Here is a 22773-nt window from a genome sequence, read left to right as displayed (position 1 = left end):
ATGTAAAAAAAAACAAAAAGCAGTTTTCTAAATAAAGTTTAAAGTAAATTCGTAGAATCAATCAACAAAAATATCATTGTGACCTTACTTAAAAACTGGAAATATCACGTTTTTACAATAACTTATCTTTTAAGTACAATTTTCTTTTTTTTGACATTCAAAAAATTGATCTATACAGAATTATACTCAAAAAAACATTTAAGCCTTTATATCTTCGAAGTAGAAGGCAACTATACGAAGGTGTTTTTTCGTAATGAAAAAGCTATTTTAAACCGTTCTTTGAACCTCATTGAAAGGAAGCTTCCTCAGGAAAAATATTTCCGGGCCAATAGAAATACTATTTTCAACATCAATTATATCGAGAGTATTGAGAATTGGTTCAGTGGAAATCTGATGATCAAGCTCCCTCATGATAATCAAGTAGAAATCTCCCGAAGGCAGACTGTCTATTCAAAGAGATCTATGGAATTTAATTTTTTATATTAATTCTTAATGCGTCTAAAAATGAGATAAATCTAAATTTTGCCTATTTTTGTACAAATTATAATTAATAAAATGTCTAGAATCCTTACCGGAATACAAGCCACCGGAACCCCACATTTGGGAAATCTTTTGGGGGCGATCATCCCCGCGATCGAATTATCAAAACAAACAGGAAATGAATCTTTTCTTTTCATTGCCAATCTGCATTCTTTAACTCAGATCAAAGATGCCAAAGAACTGAAACAAAATACTTACGAGATTGCTGCAGCTTGGCTTGCCTGCGGACTAGACACAGAAAAAACGTTCTTTTACAGACAAAGCGATATCCCGGAAACTTGTGAACTGTCATGGCACTTGTCATGTTTTTTTCCTTATCAAAGATTAACTTTGGCGCATTCTTTCAAAGATAAAGCAGATAGATTACAAGACGTAAACGCAGGACTTTTCACATATCCGATCCTGATGGCTGCAGATATCCTGTTGTATGATGCAGAGGTTGTTCCTGTTGGGAAAGACCAGCTTCAGCATTTGGAAATTGCACGCGATGTTGCATCAAGATTCAACAACCAAATGGGCGAAGTTTTGGTTTTGCCCCAAGCAGAGCTGCAAGAAGACACAAAATATGTCCCAGGTATTGACGGACACAAAATGTCCAAGTCCAGAGGAAACATCATTAATATCTTCTTACCAGAAAAAGAACTTAAAAAGCAGGTGATGTCCATTGAAACTGATTCCAAAACTCTGGAAGAACCAAAAGACCCATCAACGGATAAAACATTTGCCATCTATGAACTGATTGCCACACCTGAACAAACCGAAGAATTGAGAGCAAAATATCTGGCTGGAAATTATGGCTACGGTCATGCGAAAAAGGAACTTTTGGATTTGATCCTAACCAGATTCGAGAAAGAAAGAGAAACTTTTGCTTATTACATGAATCATCTTGATGAACTGGAAACCAAATTACAGGAAGGTGCAGAAAAAACCAGAGTTATTGCAACTGAAACGATCAAAAGAGTCAGAACAAGTTTGGGAATTTGATTCAACCTTTTGATCAAAAAGAAAACCTTTCAAAATTTTGAAAGGTTTTCTTTTTATAAATACTCTTTGATTTCTGATAAATGTTTTACAAACTTCAATCCTTCTTCCTGCGGGTTCTCGTCCAAAACATCAAAGAAGATCACATCGATCCCGAAGTTTTGGGCGCCTTTCACATCTGCGATCCAATCATCTCCGACCAAGATGCTTTCTGGCTTTTCTGCTTTTGCGAGACCGAGAGAATATTGGAAGATCTCAGGTCTCGGTTTTCTGATGTTGACAGAATCAGCACTTGTGATCGTCTCAAAATAACTTGAAATTCCTGATAAAATACATTTCCTTTCGGTCACTTCTTGGAAACCGTTGGAGATAATGTGCATTTTATAATCCCGGGATTGGAGATAATTGAGTAGGTCCAAAGCACCATCAACCAATTCGTTATATTTAAGAATTTCGTCCAAGAAATGATGTTCAAAATAATCGGCAAGAATCTGATCATCAATTCCAAAATTCAGGAACGTATCATAAAAACGATGTTTCCTCAGATGATCCTTATCAATTTCTCCATCGCGGATCTGCTCCCAAAGTCTTTCGTTGATGATATGATAAGTACTGTGAAATTCTTCAAAATCGATTTTATAGGTTTCAGCAATTTTTTGCTGACCGAATAACTCTCTGATTGTTAAATATGCATTCTTGCGATGATCCCAAAGTGTATTGTCCAGATCAAAAAAAATGTGCCTTATGTTTTTCATAAGGCACAAATCTAATCATTTTCTGATCCACGTAGGAAAGTTCAAATCATAAATCAATTATTAAAATCTAAAAAACTTTAATTTTTCGAAACCAAAATAGCTTTTCTGTTTTTAGTTTTCAGTGTCTGAATATTCTTGGAATAATTCAATAAAAAATCAATTATTTCTTTTTTAGGCATCAAAGCTTTTTTAGTTAAGGTGTCGTTTTTTTTCATAGGCAGACTTTTACAAGAATAACGCCAAAAAAAAAACTTTATTATTATTTTGTCAAAATAATTTTATGCTCTTCCATTATTTTTCTAAGATTGATCAGCGCATATCTCACTCTGCCCAAAGTGGTATTGATACTTGTATCTGTATGGTCCGCAATCTCTTTGAAGCTTAATCCGTCAAAAAATCTCAATTTGATAACCTCCTGCTGGTTATCAGGTAGCATTACCAGCATCTTTAGAAGGTCTTCATTAATTTGATTATCAATCAATTTATCCTCAATATTATTTTCAGGCTCTTTTATGATATCAAAAATAGAGAATTCTTCATTTTCAAAAGACGTTTCAGATATCTTGATATTTTTAGACTGTAATCTGTAATGGGCAATTATCAAGTTATGGGCAATTCGTTTTGCCCAAAGAATAAACTTGTTTTCTTCTTTGTAACGTCCCTCTTTGAGAGTTACAATTATTTTTATGAATGTGTCTTGGAAGATATCATTTGAAAGATCCTCATCCATCAATTTATAATAGATAAAATTGAAAAGATCCTTCTTGTGCCTGTTTATCAAATAAGAAAGTGAATTTTCATCACCATTTTGATATTGTAAAATCAGCTGGCTATCAGTTTGCGTTTTCATAACTTTTACTTCATTAAGTATAGAACCCAACCAAATATTAATTATAGAAATAATTAATTTGCGGAGATTCGATCTATTTTATTTTTTTGAAGTAAATTTATTCTATACGCTTAATTTAGGTTTGTAAAAATAATAAAAAACTTAAAACGAAATGTTAATGAATTGTTAAACTTTCATTTTTCTTTAATTTGATTCAAATAATTTTGAAAAGTTAAATCATTTTATCACAACCAATGGGATATTTATTGTGAAATTGATATTAAGCCCTTTCAGTTCCTTACCATTTATTCCGTCTTTATCAATTGAAAATCCATATCCGCCGGTCAAGTCCAAAACCCCAAAAAGGCTAAAACCAGCCTTTGGTGCAATATATTTATTCGTTGCTTCTGCTCCCAAAATAAAATAATGGGCATGATAAAAATCGACGTTCTTTTGGAAATTCAGTAAGAAATCAGCGTTTACTTTTGGCATTATTGAAAACTTACTGTTGGTTGAACCCATTAGAGCTGAAGCCCCAACTCTGAAAAGCACGTCATCGGTCTTCAAGAAAAGCAACTTTCCACCAATCTCTCCAAAACTTTGGTTTTGATAGACATAGCCTACGTTTATGAATTTGTGCATCGTCAACTGTGATTTCATTGTACTAGAAAAGAAGAGCACAAAAAATATAGAATAGATAATTGATTTCATTCTGTTTGGATCTTAAAGTTCAAATTTAAAAAAACTGCTTCATCCAAAGACAAAGCAGTTTCAAGATTTCTAAAAATTTTGGGTCTTACAACCCGAATTCTTTCTTGATATCATCTACCCGATCAAGTTTCTCCCAAGTGAAAAATTCCAGATCTTTCAAAGTTAATTCATTTTTCTGTCCTTTGTTAAAGGTTTTATCAGCTACGTAATAATCTTTGCCCATATGTCCGTAAGCTGCAGTTTCCAAATAGATCGGATTTCTCAATTTAAGGTTTTTCTCAACAGCATACGGTCTAAGATCAAATAATTGCTGAACTTTCTTAGCTAATTCCCCATCATTGATTCCAACTTTTGAAGTTCCATAAGTATTGATATAAAGTCCACAAGGCTCAGCAACACCGATCGCATAAGAGACCTGCACCAAAACCTCATCCGCTACACCAGCTGCAACTAAGTTTTTCGCAATGTGTCTTGTTGCATAAGCAGCACTTCTATCAACTTTAGAAGGATCTTTTCCTGAGAATGCACCACCTCCGTGAGCTCCTTTTCCTCCATAGGTATCAACGATGATCTTTCTTCCTGTCAAACCAGTATCTCCGTGAGGGCCACCGATCACAAATTTTCCAGTCGGGTTGATATGATATTTGATATCACCATTGAACAATTCCTGAATCTCGGGTTTTTGCTTAGCCTTCACCTTGGGAATCAAGATCTCTATAATATCTTTTTTGATCTTCGCCAACATTGCATCTTCACTCCCGAAATCGTCGTGCTGTGTAGAAACTACAATGCTATCGATCCTTACCGGCTTGTGATCGTCGGAATATTCAATTGTCACCTGAGATTTTGCATCTGGACGAAGGTAAGGAATAGCGTTTCCTTCTCGTCTTAGATCAGCTAATTCTTTCAGGATCTGATGAGCAAGATCCAAAGCCAAAGGCATATAATTCTCAGTTTCATTGGTTGCATAACCGAACATCATCCCCTGGTCTCCGGCTCCTTGAGCATTAGCTCTGGTTTCGAAATCGGTTTCGTCCAATGTTCTGTCAACACCTTGGTTGATATCTGGAGATTGCTCGTGGATTGCAGAAATGACACCACAAGAATCACCGTTGAACATATATTCGCTTTTTGTGTAACCGATCTTGTTGATCACATTCCTAGCGATATGCTGAACATCAAGATAAGCCTCAGATTTCACCTCACCTGCCAAAACAACCTGACCAGTGGTAACCAAAGTTTCGCAAGCTACTTTTGAGTTTTTATCGTATGCTAAGAAATGATCGATAAGCGCGTCAGATATCTGATCAGCGATTTTATCCGGATGTCCTTCAGAAACTGATTCGGACGTAAATAAATAAGACATAAATTATTCCTTTTGTATTTTATATTTCGAAGTCTAAAAAATGACGATTGTAAAAAGGAACTAAAAGAGAAAAATCTGTTTTAGCATTTTTTATTGAGGTTGCAATCAGTCAAAGTTCTCCTCCTTTATTCAAAATTCGACCGCAAAAATACATACTATTTTTTAGATTTCAAAATCAATTCCTATTAATTAGGTATGAATTTATTCAGGCTTGATGCTGACATACTTTTCAGAATCCTTATAATAATTAAGCCTTTGCGACATAGACCCTCTAATTTCCGAAATTAATTCATCAATGATTTTTTGTTTATAAGTTGGTTTATAATAGATCAAACTGATCTCTCTGAAAGGAAACGGTTTAATAAATCTGGAAACTTTTTGTTTCTGTTCAGAAGATAATTGTTCAACTCCCATTTCCGGCAGAATGGTAATTCCACCCACTTTATCAACCATCTGAATTAATGTATTGATGTTGGAGGCCAAAAACTCTAAGTTATTTGGTTTCAAAGAATTCTCTTTCAGGTGGCAAATATTTTCAAACTGAGTTCTAAGGCAATTTCCTTCTTCCAAAAGCCAGACTTTGTCCACATCAATGTCTTCCGGAACAACGAAACAGTCTTTTTTAACACCAGCTTCCTGATTTGCTGAATAGAGCATTAATTCCTCATTGAAAAGAAAATCCTGATAAAACTCGTCTGCTGCAGAATAGGGTGTAGAAATAATCCCGGCATCCAGTTCACCAGATTTCAAGGACTTGATGATGCTTTCGGTCGTCATTTCCTTGATATTCAGTTCGATCTGAGGATTATTTTGAAGGAATTTGAAAATCTCGTTTGGAAGAATATAACTTGAAACTGTCGGAATAATTCCGAGATTCAGCTTACCTGCAAGGATGTTGTTAAGGAAATTAGCCTTATTCTTCAGTTCATTTACAGAATCGATGACTTTCTGAGCTTCCTTGATGATTTCAGCGCCTGCATCTGTGGTTCTGATCGGGTGCGTTGTTCTATCAAAAACCTTTACGTCAAGCTCGTCTTCAAATTTCTGGATCATTGCGCTAAGCGTAGGTTGGGTGATAAAACAAGCTTGCGCAGCTTTACCAAAATGCTTATATTTATCTACTGCAATTAGATATTCTAGTTGTTGGATATTCACGATTTCTAATTAATTTTATCTATTACAAATATACTTATTAATTTGTTTCATAAATAAGTTTTTTTATCGAATTTAGCATCTCAATTAATGAATTAAATCATAAAATCTGAAATATGGAAAACAAGAAAAAACTCACAAATTCCGTTGGCTCACCATATTATGAGCATCAGGATTCACAAACTGTCGGACCAAGGGGCCCGGTTTTGTTACAGGATTTTGTTCTTCAGGAGAATCTTGCCCACTTTGTAAGAGAAAGAATTCCTGAAAGAATTGTTCATGCAAAAGGTTCTGGCGCATATGGAACTTTTACCGTGACGCACGATATTAGTCAATATACGAGAGCCAAGCTTTTCTCCAAAGTCGGGAATTCTTGTAAAATGTTTGCCCGGTTTTCTACAGTAGGTGGAGAAATGGGAAGTGCCGATACAGAAAGAGACCCAAGAGGTTTCGCTTTGAAATTCTATACAGAAGACGGAAATTGGGATTTGGTTGGAAACAACACACCGGTCTTTTTTATTAAGGATGCAAAAAAATTCCCGGATTTCATCCACACTCAAAAACGTGTTCCGAAAACCAATCTGAAAAGCAAAACCATGATGTGGGATTTCTGGTCCTTGAATCCTGAATCTCTTCATCAGGTTTTAATATTAATGTCAGATAGAGGAACTCCACACGGATACAGGCATATGCACGGATTTGGTTCTCACACTTTTTCTATGATTAACGATAAAAATGAGAGAACTTGGGTGAAATTCCATTTCAAGACGCAACAGGGCATCAAGAATTTTTCTGACGACGAAGCGACAAAAATGAAAGGTGAAAATCCAGATTTTTCTCAGGAAGATCTGGTGAATGCTATTGAAAAGGGAGACTTTCCAAAATGGACACTTTACATCCAGACTATGACTGAACAACAGGCCAAAGAATGGCGTTGGAACCCGTTTGATGTGACTAAAGTATGGTTTCAGGACGAATTTCCATTACAGGAAGTTGGTGTAATGGAACTGAATGAAGTTCCGAGAAATTATTTCGTTCACGTAGAGCAATCGGCTTTTGCACCAAGTCATTTGGTTGACGGTATCAGTTTTTCTCCGGATAAAATGTTGCAGGGAAGACTTTTCTCTTATGCTGATGCCCACCGATACAGAGTTGGTGTCAACTCTCATCAGCTGGAAGTTAACAAATGTCCTTTTGCTGTCAATAATTTCCAAAGAGGAGGCTTCATGGCAGATGATTCTGATTATGGAGACAAGCCAAATTACTATCCAAACAGCTTCAGTGATGTAGAACCAACAGAATCTTATAAAAATCTGGAATACGACCTGGATCATTCTCATGTTGCAAATTACGACAGAAATCAAAATGATGATGACCATTATACACAACCTGGATTATTCTATACAAAAGCTTTGAATCAGGAAGACAGAACAGCTTTGGTAAATAACATCGTTGGACATATGAGCGGAATCGATGGTCCAAAACGAGACGAGATCATCAATCGCCAGCTTTGTCATTTCTTCCGAGCAAATATTGAGCTAGGAATGAGAGTCGCACAAGGACTTGGGGTTAACATTGACGCTAATGCGATGAATCACGCAAAATAGAATTAAATATCATATGCAATAGAAACCTTTCGAATTTTTCGGAAGGTTTTTTTATTGATTTTAAGACGATTAATAAGAATATTTTTCTAAATTCGCTTCCCTTTTAATTTGATCTATGAAGAAAACTTTATTATCTTTTTTAGCAACCGCTTTACTTTCAGCTTTGAGTTTTGGTCAACAGAAGATTTCTTTCGAACCTTCTGAAGGTTACACTCTTGGAACAGTTGTGGGGCAAAAAGAATGGACCGTGAAAACAGATAATGTTCCGAACAACAATTTCAAAGTCGTTACCGGAAAAGCATCTGATGGAAATAATTCTGTTGAAGTAACCAGCACCGGTAATTATACTGAAAATTTTTCCTTTCTTTTCAAAAAAATACCAGAATATAACAGACTATCTGTTTCCGCAGATGTGAAGTTGGAGAAATTGAATAGCTCAGATTATTATATGTTGTCATTATACTATAACAATAATGGGAATTATTCCTGGGCTGGCGGATTTAATTTTATGTATAGTGGTAAACTATATGCTGACAGTGACGTCAATTTCTTAGACCTCGGAAACTGGACTCCTGAAAAATGGTATAATCTAAGAATTGAAATCGATCACGTCACAGAAAAAAATGTAAAATATTATCTTGATGGTCAATTAGTCCATACTTCTACTCTAGGACCCAAAGTCGTAAGAGCGAATGATTTAAATTTTGAATTCGATAATGATGGCAGTGGTTTTGTTGTCGATAATATCATTATCAAAGATATGGACCAGCTTTCGGTTTCTGACATCAGCAAAACTCAGATTAATATCTTTCCAAATCCAACTTCCAATTTTATCAATATTAAATCTAATGAAATTATTAAATCTGTCAAATTATATAATGCATCAGGTTCATTGATTAAAACGGAAAATGCTAATTTGTCAAAAATTGATATTTCTACATTTCCAAAAGGAAATTATCTGATCTCCATAGAAACTGATTCCGGAATCGAAACTAAAAAAATCATCAAAGAATAAACTAAAATTCTTTAAGTTTTAAAAACGGTTGCTGAATATTTAGCAGTCGTTTTAATTTCCCAAAGCCGTTTTTTTTCTTTACTTTTGTAACTATGAGTCAAAAATGGATCTATAAACCCGAGCCTGATGAAGAGATTGTTGACGGATTGATTTCTTCTATTGGTTTTGGAACTTTAGAGTCCAAAATCTTGGTAATGCGTGAAATCGACAACTATCAGAAAGCACGCGAATTTTTCAAGCCAAACGCCACAGACATCCACAATCCTTTCCTGATGGCTGACATGCAAAAAGCGGTAGAACGCATTGCAACAGCCATAGAAAATGGAGAAAAAATATTAGTTTACGGAGATTATGATGTAGACGGAACAACAGCCGTTGCGCTGATGCATCTGTATCTGAGCAAGATCGTCGATAAAAAATATCTTGATTTTTACATCCCTGACAGAAACGTTGAAGGTTACGGGATTTCAGACGAAGGAATCTATTTCGCCAAAGAGAATGGATTTTCATTGATCATTGCATTAGATTGCGGAATCAAATCTATCGATAAAATCGACCTTGCCAATTCTGTGGGCGTTGATTTCATTATATGTGACCACCATTTACCCGGAGATGAACTTCCAAAAGCAATTGCGGTTCTGGACCCGAAAAGAAAAGACTGCAGATATCCTTATAAAGAATTAAGCGGATGTGGCGTTGGCTTCAAACTTTGCCAGGGCCTTAATACGATCTATAAAATTCCGGAAAGTGAATTGTTCGAGTTGACCGATCTTTTGGCAATCAGCATCGCATCTGATATTGTTGCAATGACCGGGGAAAACCGAGTTCTGGCAAAGCAAGGATTGAAGTTTCTTAGAAAAACGAGAAAATTCGGATTAAGACTTTTGATCCCGGAAGAGAAATTGGCCCATTTTGAAATTTCGAATATCGTTTTTGATATTGCTCCAAAAATAAATGCCGCTGGGAGAATCTCCCATGCAAAAGCATCTGTGGAGCTTATGATCTCCGACAATCTGAAACAAGCGCAGCAAATTGTAGATGAGATCATCAATCTGAATGATGAACGTCGAGAAATGGACATCAATATTACACAATCAGCGATGAATCAAGTTGAGGAATTGCAAAAAACCGAACGTTTTTCCACAATCGTTTATGATCCAAGCTGGAACAAAGGCGTAATTGGTATCGTAGCCTCCCGGTTGATAGAAAATTACTTCAAACCGACTTTGGTTTTTACAGAAGGAAACAATGGAGAATTGGTAGCCTCTGCGAGATCGGTCTCTGATTTTGACATTCACAAAGCTTTGGAATTCTGTTCTGACCTTTTCATGAAATTTGGCGGGCATCAGGCCGCAGCAGGGCTTTCTATGGAGAAAGAGAAATTTGACGAGTTCAAGGTACGTTTTGAAGACTATGTCAAAAATAACATCCAGGAACATCAGAAAGAGCCTACCATTTATGTGGACAGTGTGGTCAATCCCGAAGATCTTAACAGAGAGTTCATTAATTTCCATAGAAAACTAGCACCTTTCGGACCCCAGAATATGAAACCGATCTTGGTTCTAAAAAATGTAAAAGTCAATGGTTATGTAAGATTGATGGGAAAGGAAAGTTCTCATCTCAAATTTAATATCTCTCAACCCAACACGGGAAGAAACATAGAATGTGTAGGTTTCCGATTTGGACAATTTGCAGAAGATTTTAAAACGAAGACCTTTGACCTTGCTTTTACGATAGAAGAAAACCATTGGAAAGGTAATGTCTCGCATTTTCTGAACATCCGAGATGTGAAGTTCCATGAATAAAAAAAGTCCCGATTCAAAATTGAATCGGGACTTTTTATTTGATACGATTTCCTTTTATTCTTTAATGATCTTTTGATTGACAATTCCTTGTTTTGTCATTATTTTTAGGAAATAAATTCCCTCACCATTATTGATCGTAAGTTTCACCTTTCTTGATGGTGCAAAATGTTTCTTTTGCAAAATACGACCAAGCACATCATGAACTTCCACAGACAATACATCAGAATCACTATCGATATTCAATTCGCCATGTGTAGGGACTGGATAGACACTTATATTCTGTTTTATCACATCTTGGGTCTGAAGTGTTATCGTTGGCGGAACTAACTTATTTGCATTCATAAGACCTGTAGAGCATGTAACAATTGCATTCACATCCAGCGATTCTCTTACAGCAGAATTATTAGAATAAACTAATACTTTTATATAATACGTTCCAGGAGACAATGAATAATTATCAACCTTTGGGCTTCTGCCGTTCAGCCAACCTTTGAATCCGTCACTCTGCCATTGCGTTTTAGTGATCTCTGTCTCCGTTTCGCTGCCATCGGCCTCCACTTTTACCAAATAGGTCCAATTTCTTACAAAAGATAAACTTCTGAGATTCAGTTTGGCATCTGTCGCATTATTTGGAATCGTAAACGCTCTGCTTTTATAATTATAGTACCCTTCGAAGTTATTAAGACTGATCCATTGGCTGTTATTTCCATTTCCTATATCAGCATAGCTCCAGCCAGGATATGTATGTCTTATTTTTGGAGTGATTTCCGTACCATTGATATCATAACCTTTCCAATCATCATCATCTGCATCTATTGCAATAGCGTTTCCATTATTATCCCTACCTGTAGAAAGATCCGCTGTAGTATTTCCTACTTTGAAAGTAATAGTCTTTACAGATAGATTATTGTCCACATCAGAAATGGTCAACTTAGCGGTATAATTCCCGGCAACATTATAAGTAACCATCGGTTTAACGGCAGAAGTGGAAGACACAGATGCTGCATTCGGGAATTCCCACGTATATGAGGTTATATTTCCCGTACTAAGGCTCGCATCAAAATTCACTTTATAATTATTAGAAGCAAATTCAGATGCCTCATAATTAATTTTAGCATTTAGCAAAGAATGTTCATCCAGAATTGTGGTAACATACTCATTCGTAGTTATAGGGAAATTATAATCGAAATAGATATCTGCACTATTATCCACACTGTCTCCTTCTTGTAGATCTGTTACCGATCTCACTTTTAGCAATACGTTACCATGGCCACCTGCCTTCAGTTTTATTTTTTTGAATTTAAATTCTACGTCGTTCCCCGTAATTACAGTTGTAACATCTGAAGAAGCATTTTGTAATTGTAAAGTATTGATATCGAATTCTGCAGGGTCTATCTTCATTTTCACAACGATGTTCTCCGCTTCCGCCGTCCCTGTGTTTTCAAAATTAACAACATAATGCATGTATTTGCCAACAGCCGTCGTAGGAATGATCTCGCCTTCCATACAAGTAATATCGTTCGGATCAAATGAATTGACAACAGTTTGATCGAATTTGAAATTATTGTCTTCCGGGGTCAAATCGCTTGCGTTGGGTGTGATCTGTGCATTGAACGAAAGAATATCACCTGAATTAACCGGATTGGTCGGGTTGGTTGGTGTGTTGATTGTGAAAATCAGTTCCGTAGCTTCGTTCGCATAAGGTTTCAAGTTACTGTAATTGAATTCTAAAGAGCCGTTACTGATTGCCGCATAAGGCAAAGAACTACTTTGGAATGTCATCTTGTTTTGGTCATAATTTAGGACAATCTTACCGGACAAGGTTGTATTTCCCTTGTTTCTCCACACCAGTTTATATGTTGCCTCGAATCCCGGTCTTGCTCCTGTAAGCGGTGCAATTACAACTTCCGCATCGTTTTGGGTTCCGTTTGCTGTGACGCAAATATCTTGCGTGAATACATTGTTATTATTATCTGCAAAACTCGTATTGAAAGCTGCCGGCGTAATAGAGAACAATCCCGGATTTTCCGCATGGGCAGTCAGATCGAAATTACCTGCCTGAGAGAAGAATTCATACTTCCCATCGTTCTGGACAAAAGTCTCACCAGAGTTTGTTCCGTCATTTATTTTTAGTTTCAGGAATTCGAAAGGTTCATCTGTGGAATCGCAGCCGTTGGCGTTAGCATCAAATCTTACAGTTCCTGAGATCGTATTATAGTTTCCACCTGGTGTGAAGCTGCAGTAGGAATTGACATTGACATTAGTTACACCACCTCTAGAAAGTTGAGTTTTTATATTTTCAATTTCCATTTCATCAGCACAGACAAATTTTAAATTGGGAAGATTTGAAAATCCACCATAAATCTGATCTTTGATCCCATTTTTCATATATATGCTTTTTAGCAATGGCATATTCTGAATCTGTTCAATACCTATTCTAGAATCGCTCAGATCAATAGTTTCCAAACTTTGACTTCCTTCTAAAGCTATACTTCCTGATTGGGAAATTACTTTTAATGTAGTAGATCCTAGTCCCGTTGCAAGAAGATTCATCGCAACCCTACTCTCTGAGTTTAGTTTTATATATGATACATTGGTATTAGAAAAGTCCAAAAATCCTGTCTCAAGATTTGGCGTATCGATTTCAGCAAGTGGGTTGTTAGAAACATTTAAGTTGTTCAAGCTATTGATGTCACCTAAATCGATATGTTCCAACAAGTTATCATTTAACAAAAGATTCGCTTCCCCGGACCAGCTTGAAAAAGTCCCGGAAACCTTAAAGTCAGATATTTTGTTATAACTCAGATCCAAATTCATGAAGCTTACACCTGACGATGAAAGAGTAATATTTTGATTGAGATTATTGTATGATAAATTAATAGTCCTGTTAAGATTTTTTACAGCAAATAATTTTGTAAAATCCAAACCATTATTTTCCAATAAATTATTGTTTGCAAGAAAAGTGCTAATGTCCGATAAATCGGGAAGTGATATGGCCTTGATTTGATTAGCCGAAAAGTCCAGATATGTTAATCTTGAGCTTTGAGAAATATCTAATGTATTTGTTATCTTATTATTCTTACAATTTAATATTTCCAAAAACGACATTTGTGCCAAGTTTAGGCTCGTAAGTAACTGATTACTAACATTCAAATATTTCAATTTTGATAATCCATTTACATTCAGACTGGTAAGCGATGGGTTATTATTAGGTTCTCCGAAAATCGATCCATTTGTCTGCTGATTATTCGATACATCAAAATAATCAAGATTTGAAAATTGAGAAGCATCAAAAGTTACTAAAGAATTTCCTCTTAATTCTAAGTGTGTGAGATTGGGGCAATTCGTGATATTTGCCGACCCCAAATTATTACCGGTCCAAGCAATTGTCTTTACTTGCGGACAATTCTGAACAATCAATTCCTGTGTATTCCCTTGCATATTGTAGGAAGATGTGCCATTATAAGAATCCGTATAAGCTGACCTTATCTCCAAAACATTAGGGCAATTTTTTACACTTACTTTTTCAATATCGCATCCTGACAAATTAAAAGTTTTGAAATTGCCAAGTCCGTCAAGATTTATACTACCAATTTTTCCGTGGCTATGTGAATAGGAAGAATCATTGATATAATATATTGATTCCAAATTCACAAAGGAATTGATTCCTTCCAAAGTGGTATAATTGGACACCTGCCTGAAATCGATTCTATATACCAAAGCCGCTTCTGACATCTGGATTTCTCCGTCATCATTTTGGTCTACGAGAATGTTAGTTCCATTTTGATCATAGCAAACCACAAAATTGTTATTAGCATTGATGCCTCCTATTAATGCTTGTTTAAATTTAGCATCCGGAAAGTTGATATTTTGAGCCTGCATTCCTATAGAAAGGAATACAAGCCAAAAGAATAATTTTGTTTTCATCATTTGTGTTTATCGTGGGTAAATTTAATTTATAAAATAATTATAGTTATTAATTCATTTAGAATTCGTTGGCTTTGAATTAGAATTTAAAACCTACTGATCAGATCTTGTAGTCTATCCCTTTTTCTTTGAGATACCGGAAGCTGCGCATGGTCCGACATTATTACAAATCCCCCATCTTTTTTGATGTAGGACCTCATCTCATTCAGATTGATGAGATGAGACTGGTGGATGCGCTCAAATCCCTGGTCAGATAGTAATTCTTCATATTCTTTCAAAGTTTTGGATATCATTACTACTTTATTATGATTCTTGATGTAGAATTTGGTATAATTATCCACAGACTCGCATCGGATAATATCCTTGACCTCAAACAGATGAATTCCATCCGAAGTTGACAGGGCTATCTTTTTGAAATTGTCGGTTTTTCTTGTAATATTTTCCAGAAGCAACTCGATATTTTTGTTTCCGTTGTCCAAATGAGTAATATTTTTGATTTTTCTAATAACCGCCTGCAAATCTTCCGGATCAATCGGTTTCAGAAGAAAATCCAATGCGCTGAACCTAAAAGCCCTTATCGCGAATTTTTCATGAGCCGTAACAAACACAATATGCGAAGAGATCTTTCCATATTTGGTATTAAGCTTTTCCAAAATATCGAATCCCGAACCATCATTCATCATGATATCCAGGAAAACAATTTGGGGATTTGTTTTTTCTATAAGCTGTATTCCCGTCTTTACACTTTCCGCCTCACCAAGAATTTCAATCTCGGGAGCATATAAGGACAACATCGCTCTCATCCCGTTTCTGAGATTATGGTCATCATCTATTAAAATTGCAGTTATCATGTGGTATGCTTTATGAATTCTAATGGTAGTTTTATCAGAACCTGGGTTCCCAAGACAATTTCATTATCTTCTAGTTCTGTAATATCCAATTCGATCTTTTTATTTTCCAATTGTTCTAGAGTTTCCAATCTTTTTTGTGAGATCTCCATCGCCATAGATTTGTGTGCATTCACAAAATTGGCTTTCCCCATCTTTGATCTTTCGATTCCCACACCGTTATCTGTGATGGTACAAATAAGATTCTCCTCGGTCTGTTGAAAAGTAATATCAATGAAACCCTTACCTTCTTTCGGGACCACGCCATGAATGATCGCGTTTTCCACATAAGGTTGCAACAGCAAAGATGGAATTGTTGTATCATCTTCAATTTCCGGATCTTTATAGATCTTAAAATCGAACTTATGATTGAACCTTAATTGTTCCAGCTCCAGATAATTCTTCAGCGCTTCTATTTCTTTATCGATTGTAATGGAGGATTCTTTTGAAAACTCCAAAGTAAGGCGCATTAGTTTCGAAAATTTGGACAGGTACCGGACAGCTTCATCTTTTCCATTCTGCATTACAAATGCTGAGATCGCCGCCAAACAATTGAAGACAAAATGCGGATTCATCTGCAGATGTAAAGCTTTATGCTCGAACTCGGCCAATTGTTTCTGAAGGAGGATCGTTTTTTGCTTTTCTCGATTTCGGTAATATAAAAATGTTCCCAACAGAAAAACGCCCACCAATGCAATGATAAAAAAACCTTTCAGCCTTTCTCGGCTTGCATTCTCCCGCTTTTCCAGCTGTTCTTTTTCATATTGGAAATTAAGTTCAGTTTTCAAACGTTGCTGTTCATTAATAATTTTTTCAAGCTTATCTCTTTCCACATTATAATTTCTGAGATGAAGCAGTGCTAACTCTTTATTTCCTTGCTTATCATAAATATCCGAAAGTAATTTTTCCGTAATAACTTTTGTTTCAGTAATATCAAGTTCGTTAGCAACCTCTAAACTTTTTTTAGAATAGAAAATAGCTTTTACAAGATTGTTCTCTTTAAAAAAAATGTCAGATAATGACATATAAGTATCAGAAATTTCAAATTTATCCTGAATACTTAAAAATATTTTCTCTGCTTCAAAGAGATACTTTTTAGCTTGTGTAATATCTCCTGTCTTCACAAAATATGAAGCATAATTATTATATAAATCCCCCAATCCTCTTGCATCTGGTTTTTTTTTATATTCAAGTAATGCTTCATTAAAAAATTTTAATGCATTTTTTAAATCATTTTTATTCAAGTAAATAAAACCAATATTTGAACAAACATTAGCTATTTTTTTGTTATTATTTGCAATTAAAAAATATTCTAATGCTTTCTCATTATCATTTATTGACCTATAAATAACGCCAATATTATTGTTTATTTTTGCTATTTGTTCTTTGTTTCTATAAGTTTCATAAATTTCCAACGCTCTAAAATCATATTCAAGAGCCAATGCATATCTATTTTGTTCCGCATGAACAAAGCCTTTACTGCCATATATCTTGGCTAAAGTTTCTTGGACACCTTTGTTTTCCTCCAAATTCTTGCCAGTTTTTTCCGCAGCATCAAAATTTTGCAAGGCTTTATCATAATCCCCAAAAATCAAGAATGAAGTTCCAATATTCTGATAAGCAATAGCTTGTTGATAAAGATCTTGATGCTTTTTTGCATTTCTTAGGGCATGAATTGCAAATTTTTGCATCTGTTCCGGATCAGAATATTTGTACTCGTCTGAAATTTGATTTTGTAAAGCTGGAATATTTGCAGGGTTCTTTTCACTCTTAAGTAAGGCTAATAGAGAATCTGCGACAGATTGCGCCGATATGAATAATGCAGAAAGTATCAGCAGAAAAAGTAGAATTTTTCTCATCCATTGTGTTTGTCGCAAAATTAATCATAAGTAATTGATTTTAAAAACATCTAATGAGAAAATACTGTTTTTGGATGAGAATTCGATTTCAGATTGACATTTTAATTTTCTAAATTTGAGATCTATAAATCATTGATAATTTTGGAAAATCGCAAAAAGATCGGATTATTTTTCGGCTCATTCAATCCCATTCATATTGGTCACCTGATATTGGCCAATTATATTTTGGAAAACTCTGATATGTGGGAATTATGGTTTATCGTAAGTCCTCAAAATCCCTTCAAAGACAAAAAATCCTTGTTGAAAGACCACAACAGGCTGGATATGGTACAATTAGCGATTAAAAATTATCCAAGAATGCGTGCTTCCAATGTAGAATTCTTATTGCCAAGGCCAAGTTACACGATTGATACTTTAACATATCTCCAAGAAAAACATCCAGATCTTTCTTTTTCACTTATAATGGGAGAAGACAATTTAGCAAGCCTTCATAAATGGAAAAATTACGAGTTGCTTCTCGAAAAATATCAGATCATTGTTTATCCTAGAATTTTCGGAGAAGAAAAGAAATCGGACTATTTGCAGCACGAGAATATCCATCAGGTAAAAGCTCCAATCATAGAGCTCTCCGCGACAGAGATCCGAAATATGATCAAATCAGGAAAAAACACAAGGCCAATGCTGCCTCCGGAGGTTTTTGAATATCTTGATGGAAGTAGTTTCTACAAATAAATCTTGGATGAAAAGAAGTCTTATTTTAATCATTCTTTTGATTTTCCAAACGTTACTTGTTGCCCAAAGCAAAGAGGTCGTTAAAATAAATTGTGATTCGATTTTTAACAAGAGAGGCTATTCTGTGTCTTTGGAATTTGACCCGAAAGACCAGACCATATTAAATGTATTGTTTACCTTCTCGAAGAAGATCAAAGGAAAAGAAAAAATAATACATCAGGAAAGATTGCACAGTCAGTTTCAAAATGTTGAGTTCATTGATTTCAATGGCGATGGAATCAAAGATATTTTGATAGAAAACACTTCTGATGTGAGGAGCAATTTGACCTACAATCTTTTTATAGTTGATTTCAAAAATCAAAATCTGAGGAAAATTGAAGGCTTTGATGAAATTAAAAATCCAAATTACCTGAAAGAATATGACCTCATCGATTGTTTGGTAATGTCTGGCAAAAATTGGACAAGTTTTTACAAAATCGAGGGGAATAAAATCAAAGATCTTGGATACGTCATACAAGACGGTGAAGATGACAACGGAAAAGATCTGGAATATGATAAAAATTACGAACTAACTTTGGCAAAGATCCTGAAATCTGAAAAAGAAAGAAAATGAACATCATAGAAAAATACTTTTCAAAATATCCTGAAGACAAACTCATCAAATGGTTTAAACAAGTTTGCTTTGCAGAAGCTGTTTCCTGGCTGTTATTATTTTCCGCAATGGTCTGGATCAGAACCGATCACGATGAACTTCTGCCGACCATTTACATTATTATCATTGGGAATATTCACGGATTATTTTTTACGCTTTATCTTTTGCTCTTGCTTCCTGTGAGAAAGATATTCAGTTGGGATGATGAGGATTCTATTTTTGCTTTGTGTGCAGCTTTTTTCCCATTTGCAACAATTTGGGTTGAAAAAAAATTAGCCCGAAAAAATCGGAACGACTGATGAATATCAATGAGGAAAATGTTTTATTTGAAATCAAACTTTGTAATTTTAAAGTATAAAAAAACTATTTCAATATATGAAAGTTACCTTCTTCTCTTCCAAACCTTACGACAAGGAATTCTTTGACAAAGCCAATCAGCAATTCAATTTTGAACTGGATTATTTTGAAACACATCTTGGTCCGCACGTTCTGAATCTCATAGACCACTCTGATGCTGTTTGCGCCTTTGTGAACGACAAACTGAACGCAGAAGTTTTGGAATCTTTGTCCAAAAAAGGCGTGAAATATATTGCTTTGCGATGTGCAGGGTTCAACAATGTAGATCTGGAAGCAGCAAAACGTCTTGGCTTGAGAGTTTCCAGAGTTCCGGCGTATTCTCCGGAAGCAGTTGCAGAACATGCTATGGCAATGATCCTCACTCTTGACCGGAAAACACACAAAGCCTATAATAGAGTTCGTGAACAGAATTTTGCTTTGAACGGATTGATGGGCTTCAATCTTTATCAGAAGACAATTGGTGTTATAGGAACAGGAAATATCGGTGCTGCTTTTGCAAAAATTGCGAAAGGTTTCGGGGCAAGAGTTTTAGCTTTTGATATAACAGAAAATCAGGAACTGAAAAACCTTGGAATCGATTATGTTTCTCAGGAACAGTTGCTTTCTGAGTCCGATATTGTTTCTCTTCATTGTCCGTTGATGGAATCTACACATCATTTGATCAATGAAGATTCAATCAAAAAAATGAAGCAGAATGTAATGATCATCAACACCAGCCGAGGCGGGTTGATCGATACAAAAGCTGTCATCAATGGACTAAAATCAAAGCACATTGGCTACCTGGGAATTGATGTTTATGAGCAGGAAGACAAATTGTTTTTCCGAGACCTTTCCCATACGATCATTGAAGATGACACGATCCAAAGGCTGATGAGTTTCCCAAATGTTCTGGTAACGGCGCATCAGGCTTTTTTCACTCAGGAAGCGCTTGAACAAATTGCTACTTCTACCTTAACGAGTCTTTCCCATTTTGAAAAGAATGAGGATTTTGAAAATCCGAATGCTGTTTTGATTTAATATTAAAACCACAAAAGTCATAAAAGTCTTTCAAAAATAATTGTGACTTAAAATTTAAAATAAAAACCTTAAAATTCTATATGTGAACTTTCAGATAATGAAGCCATTGCAGATTTTGCAGTGGTTTTTTTCATTTTTTTCTATTTCTGATGTAACATATTTTTGACTACAGTTGTCTTATTTGTAAATCAGTTAAATTTTTATCGTTGATAATCAACAAGTTAAAATCAATTATAAATTTTATTTACTACTTTGTATTGCATAATACTTAAATTAATATATATCTTTGCAATGTAAAATATTAGAAACTACAAACTACTCTACTAAAACCAAGTATTATGAAAGCTAAAATCCTAATTGCAGTTATTTTTTTCTCAGGAATGATTTCTGCACAGCAGACTCAGAAAAAAACAGAGGAGATAAAAACGATAGAAGAAGTAAAACTTAGCAAAAAAGTTTTCGTGAAAAAATCTGACCGATTTGTTTATGATGTGGCTTCTTCTCCTGTTGCCAAAGGAACCAACTCATTCAATCTTTTGCAACAGACACCAATGTTGTCCAGCACAGATGGAAAGACATTCAAAATAATGGGAAAATCCAACGTTGTTTTTTACATCAATGGAAAAAGAACCCTGATGGATGCAGAAGCTATCACGGAAATGCTAAAGAATACACCATCTGAAAACATTCAGAGAATAGAAGTTGTAACAGTTCCGGGAAGTGAGTTCCAGGTTGAAGCAAATGAAGGTGTTGTCAACATCGTAATGAAAAAAAGCAAAACGAATGGTTACAACGGAACTTTGAAAATGAATAACAGCCAAAGCTTTTATAATAATCCTTCTTCTGGAATTGCCTTCAACCTTAGACAGAACAAATGGTCTTTCAATTCTAATTTCAATATGGGAAGCTACAGAGAAAGAGAGAAATATACGCTTTCCAATGGTGATGCTACTTTCAGAAATGATTCTTATGGAACGATGGATGACCCAAACAAAAACTACGGTGGAAGCATCAACATCGATTATGAGATCAATAAAAATCAGAATCTTGGATTCAGTTATAATATGAGATATAACAAAAGTTTCGGTTCTGTGTTGGATATGACGAATTTTGAAAACGGAATCCTTTCAAACAGAACTGTCAATCAGGAAGATGCGCAAACCAGAAATCATAATTTCAATCTGAACTACGAAATTAAAACCGATACACTTGGAAGTAAATTAACTTCAAACATTTCTTACCTGTGGTTCAACAGAGACAAAGTGAGTCTTGGTGAGACATTTCCATTATCTAATATAGCTAGTTACAGCGCTTTCAAACAAGCTGTTCCTCAAATCATTAATAATTATGCAGCGAACATAGATTACATCAAGAAATTCAGAAATGAAAGTACTTTCGCAATTGGAACCAGTTATAACTTTACCAATACCGATAGTGATACGCGACAGGATGATTTCGTAGGAAATAGTTTCGTTAATAACACCAATCTTTCCAATCACTTCATTTATAAAGAAAATATAATCGGTGCTTATGCAACTTACGAAAGAAAATTCTCTGAAAAGTTCACCGGAAAAATAGGAACAAGACTAGAAGCTACAATTAGCTCAGGAGATGTTGTAGGAAAACCAGATATCGGTTTTGAAAGAAATTATAACAATCTACTACCTTATGCCACTTTGAATTATGCAATCAATGAAAATCACAACATCACATACAGTTTTTCCAGCAGAGTGAGAAGACCTGGATTTGGACAACTGAATCCTTCCAGAACCTATTTCACACCGACTAATTATATTCAGAACAACCCTTTTATGCAGGCTTCCAGAAATTATAATCAGGAAATCAATTATATGTACAAGAATGCTTTCTATGCTAATGTGAGTTTCAACTTTGCGGAAAATGCTTACAGCCAATTGCCTTTGCAGGGAAAAATGATCAACAACGCAACTGGCGAGGAAACCAAATTCTTAAGATACATCAGAACCAATTATGGCAACAACAAACAGTTAGGTTTGACCTTGGGAATGAACAAAGCTTGGTTTGGCGACATTTGGACTACAAACTATTCTGCCAATTTTGAATATGCAACTTACAAAGGTAGTGTAACGAAAGACCCAACTTCACAACCAATAGAAGGATTCACAGAGATATTACAACCTTATACTATCAATGTAAAAACCTTGAATATGTTCTTTCAAACCAACAATATGCTAAGATTATCAGCTAAAAAAGATTGGTATTTGGGTATTAATTACTGGATAATGCCGTCAAGAGAAATGGAAATTGGAAAACTACACACGCAACAGAGCTTCGATGTGAACATCAAGAAAATAATGGGGAATTTCACATTCTTGGTAGAATTAAATGATGTTTTCAACCAGAACATTGATGATATCAGAACCATACAAAATAATGGAAGCTTTAACACCGTGAGAAGTTTCCAATACAGAAGGGAATTCAATGTCAATGTAACGTACAACTTCGGAAATCAGAAACTGAAAAAAGCAAGAGAAGTAAAATCTGCTAACGATGCGATCCGCTCTAGAACTTAATCAAACAATAAAACTCTCAACTATAAAAA

Annotated in this window: 19 protein-coding genes; 10 read left to right on the top strand and 9 right to left on the bottom strand. The window is 35.2% G+C overall.

Features of this window, described 5'->3' with window-relative positions:
- Window positions 1–78: 78 nt before the first annotated feature.
- Window positions 79–486 carry a LytR/AlgR family response regulator transcription factor gene (locus BLT30_RS01205; RefSeq protein WP_245707088.1) on the top strand — a complete coding sequence of 136 codons (408 nt, stop codon included), beginning with the start codon at window positions 79–81 and terminating at the stop codon, window positions 484–486.
- Between the two features lie 69 nt (window positions 487–555).
- Window positions 556–1524 carry a tryptophan--tRNA ligase gene (gene trpS, locus BLT30_RS01200; protein ID WP_089870729.1) on the top strand — a complete coding sequence of 323 codons (969 nt, stop codon included), beginning with the start codon at window positions 556–558 and terminating at the stop codon, window positions 1522–1524.
- Window positions 1525–1577: 53 nt separating this feature from the next.
- Here the strand turns inward: trpS and BLT30_RS01195 are convergent, their stop codons facing one another.
- From BLT30_RS01195 to BLT30_RS01175, 6 genes are all read right to left on the bottom strand, one after another.
- A complete protein-coding gene (locus BLT30_RS01195) occupies window positions 1578–2276 on the bottom strand; it encodes a YjjG family noncanonical pyrimidine nucleotidase (protein ID WP_089870727.1) in 699 nt (232 codons plus the stop codon).
- Between the two features lie 77 nt (window positions 2277–2353).
- Window positions 2354–2491, bottom strand: a complete 138-nt coding sequence (locus BLT30_RS18140) for a hypothetical protein (protein WP_175487112.1) — start codon at window positions 2489–2491, stop codon at window positions 2354–2356.
- A gap of 44 nt (window positions 2492–2535) precedes the next feature.
- Window positions 2536–3126, bottom strand: a complete 591-nt coding sequence (locus tag BLT30_RS01190; protein ID WP_089870726.1) for an RNA polymerase sigma factor — start codon at window positions 3124–3126, stop codon at window positions 2536–2538.
- 216 nt (window positions 3127–3342) lie between these two features.
- Entirely contained in the window at window positions 3343–3747 is a 405-nt protein-coding gene (locus tag BLT30_RS01185) for a hypothetical protein (protein ID WP_317040509.1), read from the bottom strand.
- Between the two features lie 154 nt (window positions 3748–3901).
- Window positions 3902–5182: a methionine adenosyltransferase gene (gene metK, locus BLT30_RS01180; RefSeq protein WP_089870723.1), complete on the bottom strand. Its 1281-nt coding sequence runs from the start codon at window positions 5180–5182 to the stop codon at window positions 3902–3904.
- A 201-nt stretch (window positions 5183–5383) separates the two neighbouring features.
- On the bottom strand, window positions 5384–6337 hold the full coding sequence (locus tag BLT30_RS01175) for a hydrogen peroxide-inducible genes activator (protein ID WP_089870721.1): 954 nt from the start codon (window positions 6335–6337) through the stop codon (window positions 5384–5386).
- 113 nt (window positions 6338–6450) lie between these two features.
- On the opposite strand from BLT30_RS01175, the gene BLT30_RS01170 reads away from it, so the two are divergent.
- The 3 genes from BLT30_RS01170 to recJ all read left to right on the top strand — a co-directional run bounded on the left by BLT30_RS01170 (window position 6451) and on the right by recJ (window position 10761).
- Window positions 6451–7941 carry a catalase gene (locus BLT30_RS01170; RefSeq protein WP_089870719.1) on the top strand — a complete coding sequence of 497 codons (1491 nt, stop codon included), beginning with the start codon at window positions 6451–6453 and terminating at the stop codon, window positions 7939–7941.
- 115 nt (window positions 7942–8056) lie between these two features.
- Entirely contained in the window at window positions 8057–8956 is a 900-nt protein-coding gene (locus BLT30_RS01165; RefSeq protein ID WP_089870717.1) for a T9SS type A sorting domain-containing protein, read from the top strand.
- Window positions 8957–9048: 92 nt separating this feature from the next.
- Window positions 9049–10761: a single-stranded-DNA-specific exonuclease RecJ gene (recJ, locus tag BLT30_RS01160; protein WP_089870715.1), complete on the top strand. Its 1713-nt coding sequence runs from the start codon at window positions 9049–9051 to the stop codon at window positions 10759–10761.
- 54 nt (window positions 10762–10815) lie between these two features.
- Here the strand turns inward: recJ and BLT30_RS01155 are convergent, their stop codons facing one another.
- The 3 genes from BLT30_RS01155 to BLT30_RS01145 form a co-directional block, all read right to left on the bottom strand.
- Window positions 10816–14691: a DUF7619 domain-containing protein gene (locus BLT30_RS01155; protein WP_089870713.1), complete on the bottom strand. Its 3876-nt coding sequence runs from the start codon at window positions 14689–14691 to the stop codon at window positions 10816–10818.
- Between the two features lie 83 nt (window positions 14692–14774).
- Window positions 14775–15539, bottom strand: coding sequence for a LytR/AlgR family response regulator transcription factor (locus BLT30_RS01150; protein ID WP_089870711.1), 765 nt, complete (start codon window positions 15537–15539; stop codon window positions 14775–14777).
- On the bottom strand, window positions 15536–17434 hold the full coding sequence (locus BLT30_RS01145) for a tetratricopeptide repeat protein (protein ID WP_089870709.1): 1899 nt from the start codon (window positions 17432–17434) through the stop codon (window positions 15536–15538). Before BLT30_RS01145 ends, BLT30_RS01150 begins: the two co-directional genes overlap by 4 nt.
- Window positions 17435–17575: 141 nt before the next feature.
- Between BLT30_RS01145 and nadD the strand changes: the two genes are divergently transcribed.
- The 5 genes from nadD to BLT30_RS01120 all read left to right on the top strand — a co-directional run bounded on the left by nadD (window position 17576) and on the right by BLT30_RS01120 (window position 22744).
- Window positions 17576–18166, top strand: coding sequence for a nicotinate (nicotinamide) nucleotide adenylyltransferase (gene nadD, locus BLT30_RS01140; RefSeq protein WP_089870707.1), 591 nt, complete (start codon window positions 17576–17578; stop codon window positions 18164–18166).
- A 7-nt stretch (window positions 18167–18173) separates the two neighbouring features.
- On the top strand, window positions 18174–18779 hold the full coding sequence (locus BLT30_RS01135) for an XAC2610-related protein (RefSeq protein WP_139166549.1): 606 nt from the start codon (window positions 18174–18176) through the stop codon (window positions 18777–18779).
- The gene (locus tag BLT30_RS01130) at window positions 18776–19117 is read left to right on the top strand and encodes a DUF3817 domain-containing protein (protein ID WP_089870704.1); all 342 of its coding nucleotides are present in this window, start codon (window positions 18776–18778) and stop codon (window positions 19115–19117) included. The genes BLT30_RS01135 and BLT30_RS01130 overlap by 4 nt, the downstream gene beginning before the upstream one ends.
- Window positions 19118–19193: 76 nt before the next feature.
- Window positions 19194–20192, top strand: a complete 999-nt coding sequence (locus BLT30_RS01125) for a 2-hydroxyacid dehydrogenase (protein WP_089870702.1) — start codon at window positions 19194–19196, stop codon at window positions 20190–20192.
- Between the two features lie 338 nt (window positions 20193–20530).
- The gene (locus BLT30_RS01120; RefSeq protein ID WP_089870700.1) at window positions 20531–22744 is read left to right on the top strand and encodes an outer membrane beta-barrel family protein; all 2214 of its coding nucleotides are present in this window, start codon (window positions 20531–20533) and stop codon (window positions 22742–22744) included.
- Window positions 22745–22773: the final 29 nt, after the last annotated feature.

It is taken from the genome of Epilithonimonas hungarica (assembly GCF_900102265.1).
Taxonomy (GTDB): domain Bacteria; phylum Bacteroidota; class Bacteroidia; order Flavobacteriales; family Weeksellaceae; genus Epilithonimonas; species Epilithonimonas hungarica.
Note: the sequence above shows the minus strand (reverse complement) of the source record. Positions and strands in the feature narration are given on the sequence as shown.